The organism is Mesorhizobium sp. M7A.F.Ca.US.008.03.1.1 (assembly GCF_003997495.1).
GTDB lineage: Bacteria > Pseudomonadota > Alphaproteobacteria > Rhizobiales > Rhizobiaceae > Mesorhizobium.
In genome coordinates this window covers 22,542-40,354 of record NZ_RZRU01000016.1, presented here as the reverse complement: position 1 = coordinate 40,354, position 17,813 = coordinate 22,542, and the positions used below count along the sequence as shown (strand labels likewise).

Here is a 17,813-nt window from a genome sequence, read left to right as displayed (position 1 = left end):
TCCAAGAGGTGTAAAAGGAGCGCGCAAATTGGCTTGAGCCAAGCAGATTCCGGCTTGCGGGTTGGAGATTTTGCTGGCATCTTCACCTGTTTATGGGTTTCTGCACGGTGGCAGGCGTTCAAATAGAGGGGTATAAGGATGGCCAAGGAATCTTCGAGTACTTCGAGTACCGCTTCCTCCGCAAACAAGGCGGACGCAAATCTGATGGGTAATGCAGACGGAAGCGGGCTGAACTTCATGGCGGCCCAGGCTCGCGAGAACGGAGGCGCCGGCGACCCCGTAGGTGTCGACAAGATACGTGATCTGCTGTTCGGCAACCAGATGCAGGACTATGACCGCCGTTTTTCCAAGCTTGAAGAACGGGTGTTGCAGCGCTTCAAGGATGTCGAATCCGAAGCCAAGCGCAATCTTGAGATGTACGAGTCAAATGCAAAGAAGCAGATCGATTCGCTTGCGGCGCAATTGCGGAACGAAAAAGATTCACGAGCCGATGCCGATAAGGAAATTGACCGGAATCTTCGCGAGCAAAACCAGGCACTTGAAAAGCAGGTGCGCGCGTTGTCGGATCAATTGAGCGCGCTTGAGCGCGACGTTTCGGACCGGATAAATCGAAACGATCATTTGCTGCGTGAGGAAATCAAGCAGAAGAATGAAGGCGTTCAGATGCTGATAGAGAAAATGTTTGCCGATCTCAGCAACGTCAAGACCGACCGAAATCTTTTGGCTGGCCTGTTTGTAGAAGTTGCGAAATGTCTGAATCAGGATCCCGTCGGCAGCAAGAGCAACTCGGATCGTAGCTGGAAAGTGAGTTGATGGGACCTTGACGTCAACCGTCGACCCAATCAGTCTTCCGCAAAGAACAGCCTCGAACGATACAGAAATTGATCGCGAGGCTCTGGCTCGTCTTTTGATTGAAATTGCCCGGAACGTCGATCCGGACTATCGCGCGCGTTTCGACGGAATCCCAGCCGCCGATCCTCGCATGGAAACGCTGCGCCAGTTGCTGGTCAGCCGCGAAATTTCGGAGCTTTCACGAGTTACGCATCTGCTTGACGAACCCCAGCAGCTTGCGGCAGCAGTGGGCGACGTCCTTCCCATTGCCGCCGCACGCGCGCCTCATGCCCAACTCGGCGAGGCGCTTGCGCCGGCTGTCGAAAGGGCTGTGCAACGCTCGATCCAGACGAGCCCGCGCACGCTGACGGATATATTATACCCGGTGTTTCTGCCGGCCATCCGCAAATCGATCGGGGAAAAGATCGACCAGACCTTTCAGTCGCTGAATGAAACTTTAAGACATATATTTACTTGGCATGGGCTCAAGTGGAGATTCGAAGCTTGGAGAACTGGCGCCAGCTTCTCCGAAGTTGTCCTGAAGCATTCCCTTGTTTACCGCATAGAACATATCTTTCTCATTAACCGCAACTCCGGGCTTTTGATAGCCCATGTAACTGCGGATAATGCGAACAGCGAAGATCCTCAACTTATTTCTTCGATGCTTAGCGCAATTCAAGATTTTGTAAAAGACTCGTTTAACGAGAAAGAGCAGAGCAGCCTCGACACCATCCGTTTTGGCGATCTTCGCCTCTGGTCGGAAGTTGGACCGTTTGCAACCCTGGTTTCGGTGATCCGAGGAAATCCGCCAGAGGAATTGCATGAAATAGTGCGCGATGTGTTGCTTCGCATTCATGAGGGATCCTCAGAGGCTTTAGCGGAGTTTGACGGCGACAGTTCGCAACTGACCGGCGTAGAGGCGCAGTTGCGGACATGCGTCGAGCTGAAGCAGGAGGAATCGCACCAGGGATTTCCGTGGCTGGTGGTGGTTGCCGCCCTGCTGCTTTTGGGTCTAGCAGGCGGCGGGTTCTTTCTTTCGTGGCAATCCGGGCAGCGCTGGCAGGCCTATGTGTCGCGCTGGCAGGCTTACGTGTCGCGACTGGAGGCCCAGCCGGGCATCATCGTTGCCGAACAACAGGTACGCGATGGCCAATTCTATATTGCCGGCCTGAGAGACCCGCTTGCCGCCGACCCACAATCGCTGTTGTCCGGAACTGAGGTCGATCCCGCCCAGGTTCATTCGCAATGGCAATTCTATCAGAGCCTTGAACCGGAGTTCGTGCTTAAGCGGCTGAAGGGCTCGCTGGCTCCGCCGGATTCAGTACGACTATCGATCGACAACGATCGCATCGTTGCCGAGGGTGAGGCTCCCGACACCTGGATAGATCGGGCGCGCGCAGCGGCCCGACTGCTTTCGGCAGGAGGACCGGAATTCGACATCTCCAAGGTTCGTGACGTAAGCCCCGATGTGCTCGAGGCGGAGCGTTGGCAGGCCTACGTGTCGCGACTGGAGGCCCAGCCGGGCATCATCGTTGCACAACAAAAAATACACGATGGCCAATTCTATATTGCCGGTCTGAGAGACCCGCTTAGCGCCGACCCGCAGTCGCTGTTACCTGGAACGCAGGTCAATCCCGTCCGGGTTCATTCAAAGTGGCAATTCTATCAGAGCCTTGAGCCGGAGTTCGTGTTGAAGCGGCTGACGGCGTCCCTATATCCGCCGGATACAGTACGACTTTCGATCGTCAATGATCGCATCGTTGCCGAGGGCGAGGCTCCCGACATCTGGATAGATCGTGCGCGCGCAGCGGCCCGACAGCTTTCGGCAGGCGGACCGGAATTCGACTTTTCCAAGGTTCGTGATGTGAGCCCCGAAGCGCGCGCAGCGGAACACTGGCAGTCTTATGTGTCGCGACTTGAGGCTCAACCGGGAATTATCGTCGCCCAACAATCGGCGAGGGGTGGACATTTCTACATTTCCGGCCTGAGAGACCCGCTTGCCGCCGACCCGCAAGCTCTGCTTTCCGGAACGGGGGTTGATCCTGCCCGCGTCCATTCACAGTGGCAGTTCTATCAGAGCCTTGATCCGAAGTTTGTGGTGAAGCGGCTGACGGCGTCGCTGACCCCGCCGAAATCGGTCCGGCTTTCGATCATCCAGGGTCGCATCGTTGTCGTGGGCGAGGCTCCTGCCACCTGGGTCAACCGGGCGCAGACCGCCGCTGAACAACTTTCGGCGGACGGAGTGGTTCTGGATGTCTCGCAGCTGCATGAGTTGGACCTCGCAGAACTCAATCATTTGAGAGAAGCCATCCAGACGACCGATATTTTCTTCTCTTCCGGCAAAGTTGTGCCGGGACCAGAGCAGACGCCGGCTCTCGACAGGTTGGCGGAACAAATAAAGGAATTCGCCCAAAATGCCCGCAAGTCAGGCGTAACAGCGCGGTTCATGTTGACCGGCCATTCGGACACCACGGGCCGTGAGACGGCCAACGCTTCGATCAGCGCCGCCCGCGCCGAGACAGTTCGTGCGCTTCTCAACAAGCGCGGCGTCGCTCCGGAACTGCTGCTGGTTCGAGGCGCGGGCACCTTTGAACCAGCGGTCCCTGAAAATAGTCAAGCTGGTAGCTCCACCAATCGCCGGGTTTCGGTTACGGTAAACCTGGACTAGGCGGAGCCCAAGATGTTGCAAAAAAAGATCTGTATGTTGGGCGGGTTCTCTGTCGGAAAGACGAGCCTAGTTCGCAGGTTTGTGAAAAGCATCTTTTCAGAAACCTACTTGACCACGGTGGGAGTGAAAATCGACAAGAAGAGTGTCGCACTCCCGGACAAAACAGTGGATCTGATTTTGTGGGATTTGGCTGGCGAAGACGACATCGGCTCATTCCGCGTCAGCCATGTGCGAGGTGCGACAGGGCTCGTGCTTGTCGTCGATGGAACCCGCGCCGCTACTCTTACCGCCGCGCTCACGCTGCGCGAGCGGGTCGAGGCCGAATTCGGTGCTATGCCGTTTGTATTGCTGTTCAACAAATCCGATCTGGCCGATCAATGGGTAATACCGGATAGCGAGATTAACGAACTGAGGAAATTTGGATGGCAAATCTATCTAACAAGCGCGCTTTCGGGCGAGCATGTCGATGATGCGTTTCTTCAACTTGCTTCGATGGTCACCAAATAGACCATGCATAGATTGCCAAGAGAAGTCGGAAGCTGGATTTACAATTTCTTCTACGACGAGCACTCTATCGCATATGTGAAAATCGACGCCCAGCTTCGCATAGCGGCGCAGGGCGGTAACGTTGAACATTACGGGCTCTCATCCCTTCGCATCGGCAAGCCTGTTACCGATCAGCTTGAATTCATGGAAGGTTTGCTGCCTTGCCCGGAGCTTCCATATCATATGGCTATGGTCGAACTGCCCAGCGGGCGTGTCGCGGACCTTCATCTTTTTGCTGACGACGACTGCGTGTGGCTGCTCTTTCTTGACGCCACTGCCGAACGCGACAACAAGCAGCGGCTTCAGCAGAAGGCTTATGAAATGACGCTCCTGCAAGAGAGGGAGCGTCAACTCAACGAGAAATTACAGTCGACGAACGAGGCGTTGAGGAAGAGCCAGGAGGGATTGGCGCGTGAATATCAGCGCGCCGAAACCCTGCTCCTCAATATTCTTCCGGCGTCGATCGCGGAGCGGTTGAAAGCGCAAAAGAAAATTGCCGACAGCCACGCGGAGGTGAGTGTGCTTTTTGCCGACATCGTCGGTTTTACGGAAAGAGCGCGCAGTGTTGGAGCAGTGACGACGCTCGCTATCTTGAATTACTTCTTCAAGGCGGCGGATCGGCTCTCGGAACGACATGGCTGCGAAAAGATCAAGACAATCGGCGATTGTGTCATGGTGGTCGCTGGCCTGCCCATCGCGCGATCCGATCATGCACGAGCCCTCACGCTCTATGCAGTTGAACTGCGCAAGGCGGTCAAGCGCGAACGCTTCGCGGGAGAACCGATAAGGCTGAGAATTGGAATTCACTCGGGACCGATCGTCGCTGGCGTCATAGGCAAAAGGAGGTTCGCCTATGACCTGTGGGGCGAGACGGTTAATCTCGCCTCACGTATTCAAACGTCCGCGGAGCCCGATGAAATTCGTATTTCCGATGCAACGCGCCAACTGCTCGGACCAAAATTTGCTTGCGATCCACTCGAGGAAACGGAATTGCGGGGTGCAGGTCGTGTGCGAATGTGGCGGCTCCCGGCATGATTTGCCGCACGACAGTGCCGATCCTGAGCCCATTGCAATCTCAAGCCGCAAACCAATCAACGCGAAGGTTTGACCCAACGGTGGCCTCATTGGGCGACTTGGGACACGGCTGACATCAGCTCCTGCGGGTTTGGCGCCCCAAACATATATCGCCCACCCTCTGGAACCTCCGTGAAGCTCCAGCGGACAATCCCCTGCCGGTCCAGCAGGAACTGACCGACCAGCTGTCCGTGTCCCGTTGCCATCATCTGCTCGTCGGCTTCGGTCATTTCGTAATGGTCTTTCTTGTCGAGGATTCCGCCGGCCGCAATAGGATCCATAGGACCGGGCAGCTCGCTTGGTATGTCGACCCGCATGTCCTTTACCGCTGCCATCGAGACCTTGTACGGCCAGTTCGTCTCGTTTTGGGTGAATTCGAGATTGGGCAATCCAAAAGCACGATGTGAAGCGCGTTCAGGGTCGGAGGCCGCAAGCAGATTCGGCATCGGGTGGTAGCGGAAATAGAGACGCGCCCGTTCGATCGGCGTGTTGACCACCGTCAGGCTCTCCACGCCCCTTTCGCGCAGCTCCGGATCAAGCCGCGCCTGGGCGGCGATATGGCGCCGGCAAAACGCACAGTGCAAACCTCGAAACAGGCCGACCAGCACCGGTTTTTGTCCGCGAAAGTCGTCAAGCGCGATCTTGCCTTCCTGGGTAATGGCGTCGAGTATCACGTTCGGCGCACGGTCGCCCGGTCGAAGGGGTACCAGGTCACTAGGCGCGGACATTACCAACCTCCAACCCGGCTAGTCGAGAAAAGGCAGCACCACAAGCGCTTCCGGGTCGAGCCCGTGCTGGGCGCATATACCCTGCGCCAGGGAAAAGTAGCGTTCGGCCTCGGCCAGATTGTCGAGGTCGAGATTAAGCGTTGCAAGACCATCATAGCACGGAAAAAGCAGTTGGGGTTCGGCTGTTTCGCGGGCTACGTCCAGTGCTTCGTGGAACAAGCCAACAGCCAGGTCCGAACGGCCGTTGCACTGGTGGATCTGCCCAAGCACAATCAACGGCACCGGCAGGTGCTCGCGCTGGTCGAGTGCCCGGTCGATCTCGATGGCCTTCTCGGCAGCGGGCACGCCCTCCGTTGGACAGCGATCCGTGAATGTACAACAAGCGACCGCCAGATTGGCCAGGAGGCGCGCCTGGAAACCCAAATCACCAATATGGCGCGCCACTTCAAGACCGCGCCGACAGACCTCCATTGCCTGTGCCGGATCGATGGTCGTATAAAGCACGCCGAGATTGGTGTAGCCGCGGCAGGCCGCGGCCAGCAGGCCGGCGGCTTCGGCCAATTCAATGCTTTGCTCAACCTGGCGCACGGCTTCAGGGTTTCGCCCAAGGCGAGCCAGGGCGACAGCCTTGGTATTGAGGGCCTCGGCGGTCACAAGAGTGGCATCACGCCCTACCTCGGAGACATGCTCTGTTGTCAGAGTGCTTACGCACTCCAGCGCCGCGTCTGCCCATTTTGCCGCAAGAGCGTGATCTCCGCTCCGGAACGCCTGCCGGCCACGTTCTTGCCAGAGATGCGCCTGCTCGATCGGGGCATCCGCTCCATCGAGGAGCGCTGCCGCTTCAGCATAGCGGGATTCCGCCTTGTCCCGCTTGCCGACGTCCCAGAGCAGCCGACCGATCTTGCGTAAAACTCGCGCCGACGCAACGCAATTGGCCAACTCGCGGTATGCCTGCAACACCGTCTCGTAGTGGTGGTGCGCGATCTCGCGGCGGCCCGCCGAGCCGCTCAAATCGGCAATGCGCTCTGCAATTGCCAGTTTGAGCGGTGTTTGGCCGGTCGCGCCCAACGCAGTCAGTGCTCGCTCGTAGAAACGAACGGCGTCGTCGTTGGCATATATCATGCGAGCTCGATCGCCTGCCGCCTGCAGATAGCGCGCGCCCTTCTCCCGCTCGGCGCTCTGTGCGAAGTGATGACCGAGCACGGTCAAATCCTCGAGCCGTTCCGGCTTGTCGCCGCACAGTTGCTCCAAGGCAGCACCAATCCGCCCGTGGATTTCGGTCCGGCGTTGCAGGAGCAGATTCTGGTAGATCACGTCCTGCAGCAATGTTTGCGTAAAGCGGTAGCTTTGCGACGAGACCGAGCCAGATCCGGCAACTTCCTCGATGATTTCCCCATCACAAAGCAGTTCGCAGCCGGCCTCTACGCGGCCGGGGCCGGTCGTCACTGTTTTCAGAAGTGTGGCATCGAAGCGGGGGCCGATTACCGCAGCTTCCTGGGCCAACCGGCGCACCTCTTGTGGCAGCCGGTCGACGCGCGCAAGCAACATTGCCTGGATAGTGGCGGGAATGCCTGTTGCGACTTCGCCTGCCACGGTTCGCCATCGCCGGCCCTCGCGTATCAGCACACCGCGATCGATAAGGCCGCGAACGATCTCCTCTACAAAAAGGGGGTTGCCGCCCGCGCGCTCGAGGATCTGGTCGAGAAGCCCTCCTGCGAAATTTATCCAGCTCTCGCCGAAAAGCGCCGCCAGTAGGCTGCGTCCATCATCATTGTTGAGCGGCGAAAGCCTGAGCGATGTGTGACTGACCCGACTTGAGTCAAGCTGATCGTTGTCCGGCGCCGGACGATGCGTGACCAGTAACATCAACCGCGTGCGTTCCAACCTGTCCATCACGAAACGTAGTGCCTCGAGAGACACAGCGTCGGCCCAGTGCAGGTCTTCGACGACAATCAACAACGGCGACAAGGCAAGCCGCCGTTCGATGATTGTGCGGACTGCGTAGAGAATTTGCCGCCGCAGCTGCTCGGGCTCGACATGCTGCAAGGTGGCATCGGGGTCGCCAAGGCCAAGCACATGGTAGAGCAGAGGCATCAGCCGCTTCGCCTCCTCGCCCTCTAGGCCGAGATCGGCAAGCAAACCTGCGAGCTTCCCCCGCATTTCGTCTCCATTGTCGTTTTGCATCATCCCGGCAGCGCTGCGCACCACTGCACCCAAGGCGCCGAATGATTGTTCGCCCAGCGGTGAGCACGTGGCCTGTCGCACGGCGACATTGCGAAAACGATCCTCGTCGCCGACACGGGCGACGAACTCCTTGACCAGCCGCGATTTCCCGATACCGGCTTCTCCGACGAGGCGGACAAGTTGGGCCGAGCCGCCGCACGCTTGGTCAAGGCCCGCCAGCATTCTACTGAGTTCCGCAGCACGACCTATCATCGGCGCGCTAAGGCCGAGCGCCTCGAGCCCACGCGCTGCACGCGGCGCCGTAAGCGCTGCATCCAGTCGATGGACGAGCACAGCGCCAGCCTTGCCGCGAAGCATGACATCACCCAGCGACTCGTAGGAGAAGGCATGCCGGGTCAGCCTATGAGTGAGCTCGCCTACCAGCACCTCACCCGGTGCGGCCAGCGATTGCAGGCGTTGCGCCGTATTCACTGTGTCGCCAGTGACCGAATAGGATTTGGCGGTGCCGATGCCCAATCCGCCAGTGACCACCGGACCCGTATTTATGCCGATGTGAAGTAACAGCGGCGAGCCGGAGTGGGGGGCGCGTTCGCCGAGCCGCGCCGTCCGGCCGATCATGTCGAGGGCGGCGCGAAGCGCACGTTCCGGATCGTCCTCATGCGCGACCGGTGCACCAAACAAAGCGAGCAGTGCATCGCCAATGAATTTGTCGACGAAACCACCGAAGTTTCGCACCGACGCCGTCAATTCTTTGAACAGTTCGTTCTGCAGCGCTTGCATGACCTCAGGGTCGAACTGCTCGCTCAGTGTCGTGAAGCCGCAAAGGTCGGCGAACAAGACCGTTACCGTCCGTCGATCGGCGTCAGAGACGGGATGCAGCCCATCTTCGCCTTCGATGTTCGCAAGCAGCGACGGAGTTCGAGAAGGCGGCACAAGGGTCCGGCTTGGTGTCGGAGCAGGCCGTTCGACGGCTTTTGCGGGCGTACCGACGCTTGCCCCACATTTCGGACAGAACTCGAAATCAGCTGCGCAGAGGTAGCCGCAACTGGCGCAAGGCACAGGCTGGCGCTTGCCACACCTCGGACAAAAAGCGTAACCGCCCTCAACCTTGAAACCGCAGCCTGAGCAGTCCATCGACCAGACCTCACTAGGGGCCGTGACGGCGTGATCTCCCGCGCACTTCAGGGCCAGAGTATCACCAAGGATGAACCGATAGTCGTCAATCGGCAAGCGGCAGCGCAAATGAGCATCGGGCGATCGATGTGGGTTCTGTGGCAGCGCGCTGCGGATTCGGGTTGCTGCGTGGCTGTCGGTTGCAAAAGTTCTCTCTTGTCTCGGTCTTCCTGCTATCGTTGAGATGAGGAGACGGGCCCTTGAGCGAGAATCGTAAGCTAGCCGCAATCCTGGCTGCAGATGTGGTCGGATACAGCCGCCTCGCGAGCGTCGACGAAGATCGTACTTTGGCGAGGTTGCGGGCACTGCGCAGCGACCTGATCGATCCAATCATCGCAGTGCACAACGGCCGGTTGATCAAGCGCACCGGCGATGGGGCGCTGGTGGAGTTCCGCAGTGTGGTGGATGCCGTGCGCTGCGCCATAGAGGTTCAGAATGGTATGGTTGAGCGCAATGCCGGCGTGCCGCAGGACCGCCGCATCGAGTTCAGGATCGGCATCCATCTGGGAGATGTGGTCGAAGAAAGCGACGGCGACCTGATGGGAGACGGCGTCAACATCGCCTCGCGTTTGGAGGGCGTCGCCGCGCCCGGCGCCATCTGCCTGTCCGAGGATGCCTACCGCCAGGTCAAGGCGAGGCTCGACCTCTCAGTCAGCGATCTCGGCAGCACACAACTCAAGAACATTGCCGAGCCGATCCGGATCTATTCGCTGCAAGTCGGCAGCGCCGCGACCAAGGCGGCCGCGAGCCCCGAAACCGCGGCGAGCCGGCCGGCGACGGCAGCGCCTCCGAAGCTGTCGATCGCCGTTCTCCCCTTCGCCAACATGAGCGGTGACGCCGAACAGGACTACTTCGCCGACGGAATTTCTGAGGATATCATCACGGCGCTATCCAAACTGTCGCAGCTCTTCGTCATCGCGCGCAATTCGTCGTTCACCTTCAAGGGCCAGAATGTCCATGTGCAGGAGGTAGGCACGAAGCTCGGCGTGCGGCATGTCCTTGAGGGCAGCGTACGCAAGTCGGGCAACAGGGTGCGCATCACTGCGCAGCTCATCGATGCAGTTTCGGGTGGCCATCTTTGGGCGGAGCGGTTCGATCGCGACCTGACCGACATATTCGCCGTCCAGGACGACGTGACGCAGCAGATCGTCGGCGCGCTGGCGCTCAACCTGACTGCGGACGCCCGTCAGCGGCTGGCGCCCGAGCACCCGCGCAACACGGAGGCGTATGACTGTTTCCTTCGCGGCCGGGAGCTGTGGCATCGGCTGACGAAGGACACGAACGTCGCCGCCCGCGATCTCCTGCAACGTGCCACCGAGCTGGACCCGAAGTTTGCCTCCGCCTTCGCTTTCCTCGCCCTCACGCACGGACTCGATTACCTGAACAGGTGGGGTGCGTCGCCGACGGAATCGATGGCGCAAGCCGAAGAGTCCGCAACGCGAGCGGTAACGCTGGATGACAGCGATCCCTGGGCGCACTGGGCGCTGGCGATAGCCAAGCTGTACACACGGCGGCACGATGAGGCCATCGACCAGGTCGAGCGAGCACTGGTCCTCAATCCGAACTTCGCCGAAGCGCACGTCTGCCTCGGCGAGGCGATGTACTATTCGGGCAGATCCGAGGAGGCCCTCGGGAGTTTCGCCCGGGGAAAGACCTTGAATCCGTATTTTCCGGATGTGCTTCTGCACTTCCAGGCTTTGGCGTCGTTTCAACTGGGAAGGTACGAAGAGGCGGTTGACCTCTTGCTGCAACGGCTGGCTCGCAACGCTGGCACAGACGTCTCTCGCGCGCTTCTGGCCGCCAGTTACGGTCATCTGGGCCGTTTGCGCGATGCCCGGGCGGCTTGGGAGGAGTTGCTTCGCGTCAATCCTGACTATTCGCTGGAATACCGTCGCAAAGTCTTGCCTTACAAGAACCCTGCCGATTTCGAACTCATGGTCGACGGGCTCCGCAAGGCCGGTATAGTGCAATGACAGGTGAGGCCATGCGGCCGGATCAGATGCTAAAGGCCCGGCCGATCTTGCGCCATCGGGCGTTTTCGCGAACAAGTTTCAGGTCGTCGGTCATCTCGGCAAATGTCCGCAAGCGATATTGCCGAAGCAGGTCCGGGAAGAGCGCCCCTGCCGGCAGGCCGGCAAGCTGCTCGCGGACCGAGCTCTTTTCATCGATGACCTGCATGCCCCAGGCATTTTCCCGGACCTGCAGCTCCGTAGCCAGATCGCGCTCTTCCGGTGCGTCTTCATCCAGCGCAGCCAGCAGGATCGAGTGGAAAAGCGCTACATAGCCAATCTGTCTCAGGCCGCCCACAACTCGTACACGCGGCAATATGGCCAGGACGAGGAACGTCAGGAACAAGTCCGGCAGCAGCACGCCATCCAGGAGCGCCTGCTTGAGATGCGGCCGGTCGAACGGGATGGAAAGACCATGCTGCCTGTCAGGCTCGATCAGGTACCCGTTCTCGAGGACGAGCTTGCGCACGCGCTCCTCGCGGATGCCCCAGAAATAGGCCGTGGCATTGGGCAGGAATCTGCCGAATGGGCCCGATGCGGCTTCTTGCAAGGCATGTTCGAGACGCTGGCGTCTTGCGGGTTCGATGAGCAGCTTGCAAAGAAGGCTGCCGTCGTATTCCAGATGCCGCGCCATGGCAGAAGCGGCGAGCCGTTCATCGATGAAAACCGGCAGGGCCATGCCGGAACGATCCCAATTGGCGACCAGATCCTCGTTGAGGGCTGTCAGCGCGTCGGCGGCGGTTCCAAACACCTTGTCCTGGCTGGCAAGTAGTGTGCCCAGCCACCGGCTGGCATCCGTTTCATCGCCCACCGCTTCGAGCGCGCGCTTGTTGAGGGTGACGGGACCGGCCGCGCAGGCGCTTTTGCGGCACAGTTTGTGGCGCCCCATGCCAAACAGGTTGACCTTGTCGTCGCCGACATCGAGCCATCCCGGCCCCTCCCGGCCAACTGTCTCCATGGTCATCGTCGTTCCCATGAAGCCGACGAAGGCCGACAGCCCGTTTTCGACCGCGCCGAGCCAGGCAAACAGGAGGGCATCGAAGGTGATCCGGTCCATCAGAAGCAGGCAGTGCAGGCCGGACTGAATCACGGGTCTGTGGTCGAATTCTTGGAGGGCCCTGCCGACCTCTTCAGGCTGCATGGACAAACCAAGGCGCTGATGCAGGATATCAAGCAGGATCGAGCGGGCAGCGATCGCCGGACCCGATGCGGGTCTTGCTACCGGCCGCCACAGATGGCGGGCGTATTCGGAAACCGGCGCATTCCAGTTCTGCTCGACGTCACGCACGACTTCCGGACAGAGCAGTGACAGCACTGCCAGAAGTTCCACCGGGGGCTTAAAGGTTGGATCAAAGACCGTGGTCATCAGAACCGCAGCCGGGCCATGCTCAGAAGGTCGTGATACCGCCCTTCGGTAAAGCCGGCCTTCACATGCCGGCCTTCGACCTCGAAGCCGTGGCTTGCGTAGAGGCGAATGGCCGGTTCGTTGTCGGCGTAGACGGTCAATTCGACCCGCTTCAGGGCGCGCCAGTTGTCGGCCACGTCAAGCAGCGCGCCAAGTATGGCAGAGCCGATACCCATGCTGACGAAGCCATCGTCAAGGCCGATATTGATCTCGCCGATATGCGAACGGCGCGGCGAACCCTGCACGACCAGGCTGCCATGGCCGACGACCTTGCCGTCCAGCTCGGCAACGATCCAGGTGGTTTCCTGGCCGGACTTGGCGATACGCCGTTCTACCTGCTCCACCATCTCGAATGGCATCCTGAGCGTGCCCCGGCGGAAGCCCGGCATGTTGAAGATGGCGCAAAGCGCCTCCGCATCGCTTGGCCGAATGGCCCGGAGCTGCGGCTGGATTTTCTCTGGGAATGGCGAGGTCGTGCTGGTCATGGCTTTCCCGGCGAAGGCAATCGGCCCGGCACGATGCACCGGACGTCGCCTGAAAATCCAGCCATCTCCGCATCTATGTTGCCGATTGCGCGCTGAAGTACCGGGAGACGGCGTATGAATACTCCATGGACCCACCATGGTGCCGCTTATGATCGGTGAAAATCCCGACGGAATTGACACGTCGGCGGGCTTTTCCATTCGAATGGCCGTACGATCGGTTTCGAAGTAAGATGGAGCGCCCGGAACGAAGACCGGTTCCGGCCAACCCACCTCGGGGGCGCATTTTCCGGAGCCTGCACGATGACCGAAACTCAGGATCTGTTCTCGCTTTTGCGGCAATCGACCGATGTCGATCCTCAGGCAATCGACGCGATCCGGCGGACCATCGCGGAAGGCAAGGATCATGAACTTTGCCGCATCAATGTGCCGGCTTTCGCCAGCAAGCACGCCCTCGACGAGGAACGCGCCATAAGCGCCTTCCTCCATGCGGCGCGGGTGGGCATCTTCGACATTTCCTGGAATGTTCTGTGCCCCGGCTGTGGCGGCGTGCTCGACACCAACGCTACGCTGAAAACCCTGCAGAGGGACGAATACACCTGCGCGTTATGTTCCGAAGGCTATTCGCCGACCCTCGATGAAATGGTCGAGGTAACATTCACCGTGAGTTCCCGCGTGCGCAGGATTGCCGCCCACAATCCACACGAACTGCCGTTGGTGGAATACTTTCGCCAGATCTATTGGGGATCCGGCGTCGATCTGCCGGAAGAGGATCTGGCGAAAGACATAGAAGCGTTCTCGCTGGCGGATATCGAGCTGGCGCCGGGTGAAAAGGCCGTTCTGCCCATACAGCTTCCGTCCGAATTCATCATCGTCTTCGAGCCGGTCACCCATTCAGCGCAGTTCATCGACGCGAAGGGCGAACCAACAAAAGAGCGGCGAAGCCTGTCGTTGGCTTTCGACCGCGACCATGTCCAGAACCAGACACTGGAAATGCAACCCGGTCCGCTGCGTATTTCGCTGGAAAACAGGACCGACACCCGCGTGCTGCCGGCGGTCTTCATCGCCGGCGAGGCATTGCATAATCTCCTGGGCAAACGCCGGCCTTTTCTGACCGCCAAGCGCCTGCTCACCAACCAGACGTTCCGCGACCTCTATCGTACGGATACGCTCGACATCAACCAGCGCCTGAAGATCACCAGCCTCACCTTCCTGTTCACCGACCTGCGCGGATCGACCGCGCTTTACGAGCGGGTGGGCGACCTTTCAGCCTTCGATCTCGTGCGCGTGCATTTCCAGGTTCTGCACGAGATCGTCGCGGCGGAGGCAGGCGCGGTGGTGAAGACTATCGGTGATGCGGTGATGGCGACATTCGCGACGCCTGATCGCGCGATGGCTGCGGCCCTCAGGATGCGTGATGCCATGCGTGCGCTCAATGACAGAAGCGGGCGCGAGGATTTGCTGCTCAAGATCGGTGTTCATGCCGGCCCCTGCATCGCCGTGTCCATGAACGAGCGACAGGACTATTTCGGCCAGACGGTCAACATTGCTTCACGGGTCCAGAACCTGGCCAACGCACAGGCTATCTTCGCCACCCGTGCGGTGGTCGACGACAATCTCACCGCCGATCTGTTGCGCAGGAACGCTCTGACGCCCGTGCCTCACGAAGTCTCGCTGCGCGGCATCGAGCGGGAGATAGCGGTGTATACAATCCCCTGAGCAAATTGGGCCGTCCAGAGCAATTCCAGGAAAGGTGTAAACGGTTTTTCGGGAAAAGCGCGTAGCACTTTCCCTTGGAATTGCGGTAGAGCAGCGTTTGCGTGAAAAAGATGAGGCGCTCTCGACCGCTCACACGCGCTTGCAGAGGAAATAACGATCGGCGGGCTCTGAAGTCGGCGCCGGGAGGCGTTGCAGCAGCGGGTGATCGAGCGGCGTGCCACTGACCGCGAAGCCGCCGACGCGAAGCAGGCTCGCAATCAGATCGGGAAGCCAGGTAGCAGTCACTGCATCGCGATCGTCATAGCCGGTGCCGATGTCGGCATGAACAAGGGCGGCTTCGATGCCAATGAACTTGCGGGCCGTCTCGCGTATTTCGCCGAGCACGAGGTTTTCGGCTTCGGGAATTGAGCTGGCATGTGCGCCGACTTCGCGGTCGAACACCACAATCCGGCGCCCGGGCAGGCGCTCGCGCAGATGGTGGAACGTCCGTCCGTTGCCGAGGCCGAGCTCGAGCACAAGCCCCTCCATCTTCGCCACCTCGACGCAGACTTGGTCGAGAATGTCGCGCTGTGCGGTCATCCTGCTGATGAAATTCTCAAGGCGACTCATATGCTTTGTGTGTCCTGAACCAGCTCAAGATCGGCAATGCCCTCCGACAAGAACTGTTCACGGGTGAATCCCGAAGGTGTAGTGCCAAACTCGATCACGTGTCGGAACATATAGAGGCGGACGATGAACACTGCAACAACTGTACAAGCGGCCGGCAAGGATCTTACCGGGTGGAATAGGCGGCACGGCGCGCGGCAAAATAGCGACCTCACTTATAGGGGTCTGCGGCGTCCCGCAAGCCGTCTCCGAGGAAGTTGAACGCCATGATGACGAGAATGACGGGGAGCATCGGCAAGAGAAGCCATGGATAGAACGCGATCACGCTGACGCTGCGCGCCTCGGTGAGCAGGATGCCCCAACTGGTTATCGGCGCCCTCAGGCCGAGCCCGAGGAAGCTCAGCGCCGTCTCGCCCAGGATCATGCCAGGAATCGAGAGCGTCGCCGTCGCGATCAGATGCGACATGAAGCCGGGAATGAGATGCCGCCTAATGATGCGGCTGCTTCCGGCGCCCATCAACTGCGCGGCGAGAACGTAATCTTCCTCGCGCAAGGCCAGAAGCTTTGAACGCACGGCCCGCGCCAGTCCGGTCCAGTCGAGCACTCCGAGGATGATGGTGATGCCGAAATAGATCAGGATCGGACTCCAGGTTATCGGCATGATCGCCGCCAGGGCCAACCATAGCGGAATGCTGGGAATGGATTGCAGAACTTCGATTATTCGTTGAACGATCAGGTCGAAGATACCGCCATGATAACCGGCCAGTCCGCCGATGACGATGCCGAGCAGGAAGCTGAAACTGATGCCGACGAGGCCGATTGTCAGTGAAATGCGTGCGCCATAGATCATGCGCGAGAGCACGTCGCGCCCCAGCCGGTCGGTGCCCGCCAGGAAGAGCTGGCCGGTTTCGGCAGCGCAGACAAAATGCCTGTCACCTTCGATCAGGCCCCAGAACCGGTAACTGTCGGCCTTGCAGAAGAAACGGAGCCGCTGAACATCGTCCTGGTTGTCGATGTAGTTCCGCTTGAGCGTCTCCATGTCCAGCGTCATCTGGCGGCCATAGACGAACGGCCCGACGAACTGGCCGTTGTGGAACAGGTGCACCTGCTGCGGCGGCGAATAGATGTAGTCCATGTTGCGCGTGTGCAGGTTGTAGGGCGCCAGGAACTCGCAGATCAATATCCCGAAATAAAGCACTACCAGGAATATGCCAGATACAAGGGCGAGCCGGTGCATGCGGAATTTCCACCACATCAGCCGCAACTGCGACGCCTGAAAGACCTTCGACTGCTCCACCGTCATCGCCTCGACCGACTGCAGGTCAAAGGGCGCGCTGGAAACATAGTGTTCTAGTGGAGCACTCGGAGCGGGGAGCGGCGAATCCGTCTTCATTTGGTGCTGCCGCCCTGCAAACGAATTCGTGGATCCAGCAGCGCCAGCGCCAGGTCGGAAATCAGGACACCGATAACCGTCAGGAAGGCGAGGAACATCAGGAACGACCCCGCCAGATACATGTCCTGGCTTTGCAACGCCTTGATCAGCATCGGCCCGGTCGTTTCCAAAGACAGCACGATCGCGGTGATTTCGGCGCCGGAGATGATGGCCGGCAGGATGGAGCCGATGTCGGAAATGAAGAAATTGAGCGCCATGCGCAGCGGATATTTGACCAGCGCCCTGAACGGATGAAGACCTTTGGCGCGCGCGGTCACCACATATTGCTTGTGTAGCTCATCGAGCAGATTGGCCCGCAGCCGCCGGATCATGCTTGCCGTGCCGCCGGTGCCGATGATCAAGACCGGGATCCAGAGATGGGAGAGTATCGACTTCGCCTTGGCCCAGCTCATCGGCTCGCTGAGATATTGCGGGTCCATGAGATGGCCGATGGACGTGCCGAACCAGATGTTGGCGAAATACATCAGGATCAGCGCCAGCATGAAGTTCGGAATGGCAAGGCCTAGGAGGCCAAAAAAGGTCAGGCCGTAATCGCCCCAACTGTATTGATGCGTCGCGGAGTACATGCCGATCGGAAAGGCGATGAGCCAAGTGAAGATGATCGTGACGAAGGAAACCAGCACAGTCAGCCACATTCGGTCCCCGACGACGTCGCGAACCGGCAACTCATACTCGAAGGAATAGCCGAAATCGCCGTGCAGCATCCCGCCGACCCAATAGAAGTAGCGAATGATCGGCGGCTTGTCGAAACCATATTCCTTGCGCATCATCTCGATGCGATCGGAATCCACCCCTTCGCCCTGTGCCCGAAGCTCAGCGACATAGCTGTCGAAATAGTCGCCGGGGGGAAGTTCGATGATCGTGAACACCAGCGCTGATATCACCAGCAGCGTTGGAACCATCACAGTAATGCGCCAGACAATATATCGAAGCAC

Annotated in this window: 13 protein-coding genes; 6 read left to right on the top strand and 7 right to left on the bottom strand. The window is 59.5% G+C overall.

The features are described 5' to 3' along the window. The first annotated feature begins 138 nt into the window (after positions 1 to 138). Genes EOA16_RS21300 through EOA16_RS21285 form a run of 4 tightly spaced genes read left to right on the top strand, consistent with a single transcriptional unit; the run spans position 139 to position 5,080 of the window. The gene (locus tag EOA16_RS21300) at positions 139 to 813 is read left to right on the top strand and encodes a hypothetical protein (protein WP_127260030.1); all 675 of its coding nucleotides are present in this window, start codon (positions 139 to 141) and stop codon (positions 811 to 813) included. A gap of 7 nt (positions 814 to 820) precedes the next feature. Continuing rightward, positions 821 to 3,499 (top strand): OmpA family protein, encoded by a 2,679-nt coding sequence (locus EOA16_RS21295; protein WP_127260029.1) that lies wholly within the window; start codon positions 821 to 823, stop codon positions 3,497 to 3,499. Positions 3,500 to 3,511: 12 nt separating this feature from the next. Beyond that, the gene (locus EOA16_RS21290; RefSeq protein WP_127260028.1) at positions 3,512 to 4,006 is read left to right on the top strand and encodes a Rab family GTPase; all 495 of its coding nucleotides are present in this window, start codon (positions 3,512 to 3,514) and stop codon (positions 4,004 to 4,006) included. 3 nt (positions 4,007 to 4,009) lie between these two features. Further along, positions 4,010 to 5,080, top strand: coding sequence for an adenylate/guanylate cyclase domain-containing protein (locus EOA16_RS21285; protein WP_127260027.1), 1,071 nt, complete (start codon positions 4,010 to 4,012; stop codon positions 5,078 to 5,080). 86 nt (positions 5,081 to 5,166) lie between these two features. Here EOA16_RS21285 and EOA16_RS21280 read toward each other — a convergent pair whose 3' ends face one another. Then, on the bottom strand, positions 5,167 to 5,847 hold the full coding sequence (locus EOA16_RS21280; protein WP_127260026.1) for a peroxiredoxin-like family protein: 681 nt from the start codon (positions 5,845 to 5,847) through the stop codon (positions 5,167 to 5,169). An 18-nt stretch (positions 5,848 to 5,865) separates the two neighbouring features. Continuing rightward, positions 5,866 to 9,165: an adenylate/guanylate cyclase domain-containing protein gene (locus EOA16_RS21275; RefSeq protein ID WP_164754353.1), complete on the bottom strand. Its 3,300-nt coding sequence runs from the start codon at positions 9,163 to 9,165 to the stop codon at positions 5,866 to 5,868. A 239-nt stretch (positions 9,166 to 9,404) separates the two neighbouring features. Between EOA16_RS21275 and EOA16_RS21270 the strand changes: the two genes are divergently transcribed. After that, positions 9,405 to 11,177, top strand: a complete 1,773-nt coding sequence (locus EOA16_RS21270; protein WP_127260025.1) for an adenylate/guanylate cyclase domain-containing protein — start codon at positions 9,405 to 9,407, stop codon at positions 11,175 to 11,177. A 22-nt stretch (positions 11,178 to 11,199) separates the two neighbouring features. On the opposite strand, the gene EOA16_RS21265 is transcribed toward EOA16_RS21270, so the two are convergent. After that, the gene (locus EOA16_RS21265; protein WP_245455994.1) at positions 11,200 to 12,543 is read right to left on the bottom strand and encodes a hypothetical protein; all 1,344 of its coding nucleotides are present in this window, start codon (positions 12,541 to 12,543) and stop codon (positions 11,200 to 11,202) included. A 35-nt stretch (positions 12,544 to 12,578) separates the two neighbouring features. Continuing rightward, a complete protein-coding gene (locus EOA16_RS21260; protein WP_245455993.1) occupies positions 12,579 to 13,301 on the bottom strand; it encodes a GNAT family N-acetyltransferase in 723 nt (240 codons plus the stop codon). A 102-nt stretch (positions 13,302 to 13,403) separates the two neighbouring features. Between EOA16_RS21260 and EOA16_RS21255 the strand changes: the two genes are divergently transcribed. After that, the gene (locus EOA16_RS21255; protein ID WP_127260023.1) at positions 13,404 to 14,819 is read left to right on the top strand and encodes an adenylate/guanylate cyclase domain-containing protein; all 1,416 of its coding nucleotides are present in this window, start codon (positions 13,404 to 13,406) and stop codon (positions 14,817 to 14,819) included. Positions 14,820 to 14,948: 129 nt separating this feature from the next. On the opposite strand, the gene EOA16_RS21250 is transcribed toward EOA16_RS21255, so the two are convergent. The 3 genes from EOA16_RS21250 to EOA16_RS21240 all read right to left on the bottom strand — a co-directional run bounded on the left by EOA16_RS21250 (position 14,949) and on the right by EOA16_RS21240 (position 17,813). Beyond that, on the bottom strand, positions 14,949 to 15,428 hold the full coding sequence (locus EOA16_RS21250) for a class I SAM-dependent methyltransferase (RefSeq protein WP_023809557.1): 480 nt from the start codon (positions 15,426 to 15,428) through the stop codon (positions 14,949 to 14,951). 208 nt (positions 15,429 to 15,636) lie between these two features. Next, a complete protein-coding gene (locus tag EOA16_RS21245; protein WP_127260022.1) occupies positions 15,637 to 16,818 on the bottom strand; it encodes an ABC transporter permease in 1,182 nt (393 codons plus the stop codon). Beyond that, positions 16,815 to 17,813, bottom strand: a complete 999-nt coding sequence (locus tag EOA16_RS21240) for an ABC transporter permease (RefSeq protein WP_023809555.1) — start codon at positions 17,811 to 17,813, stop codon at positions 16,815 to 16,817. The genes EOA16_RS21245 and EOA16_RS21240 overlap by 4 nt, the downstream gene beginning before the upstream one ends.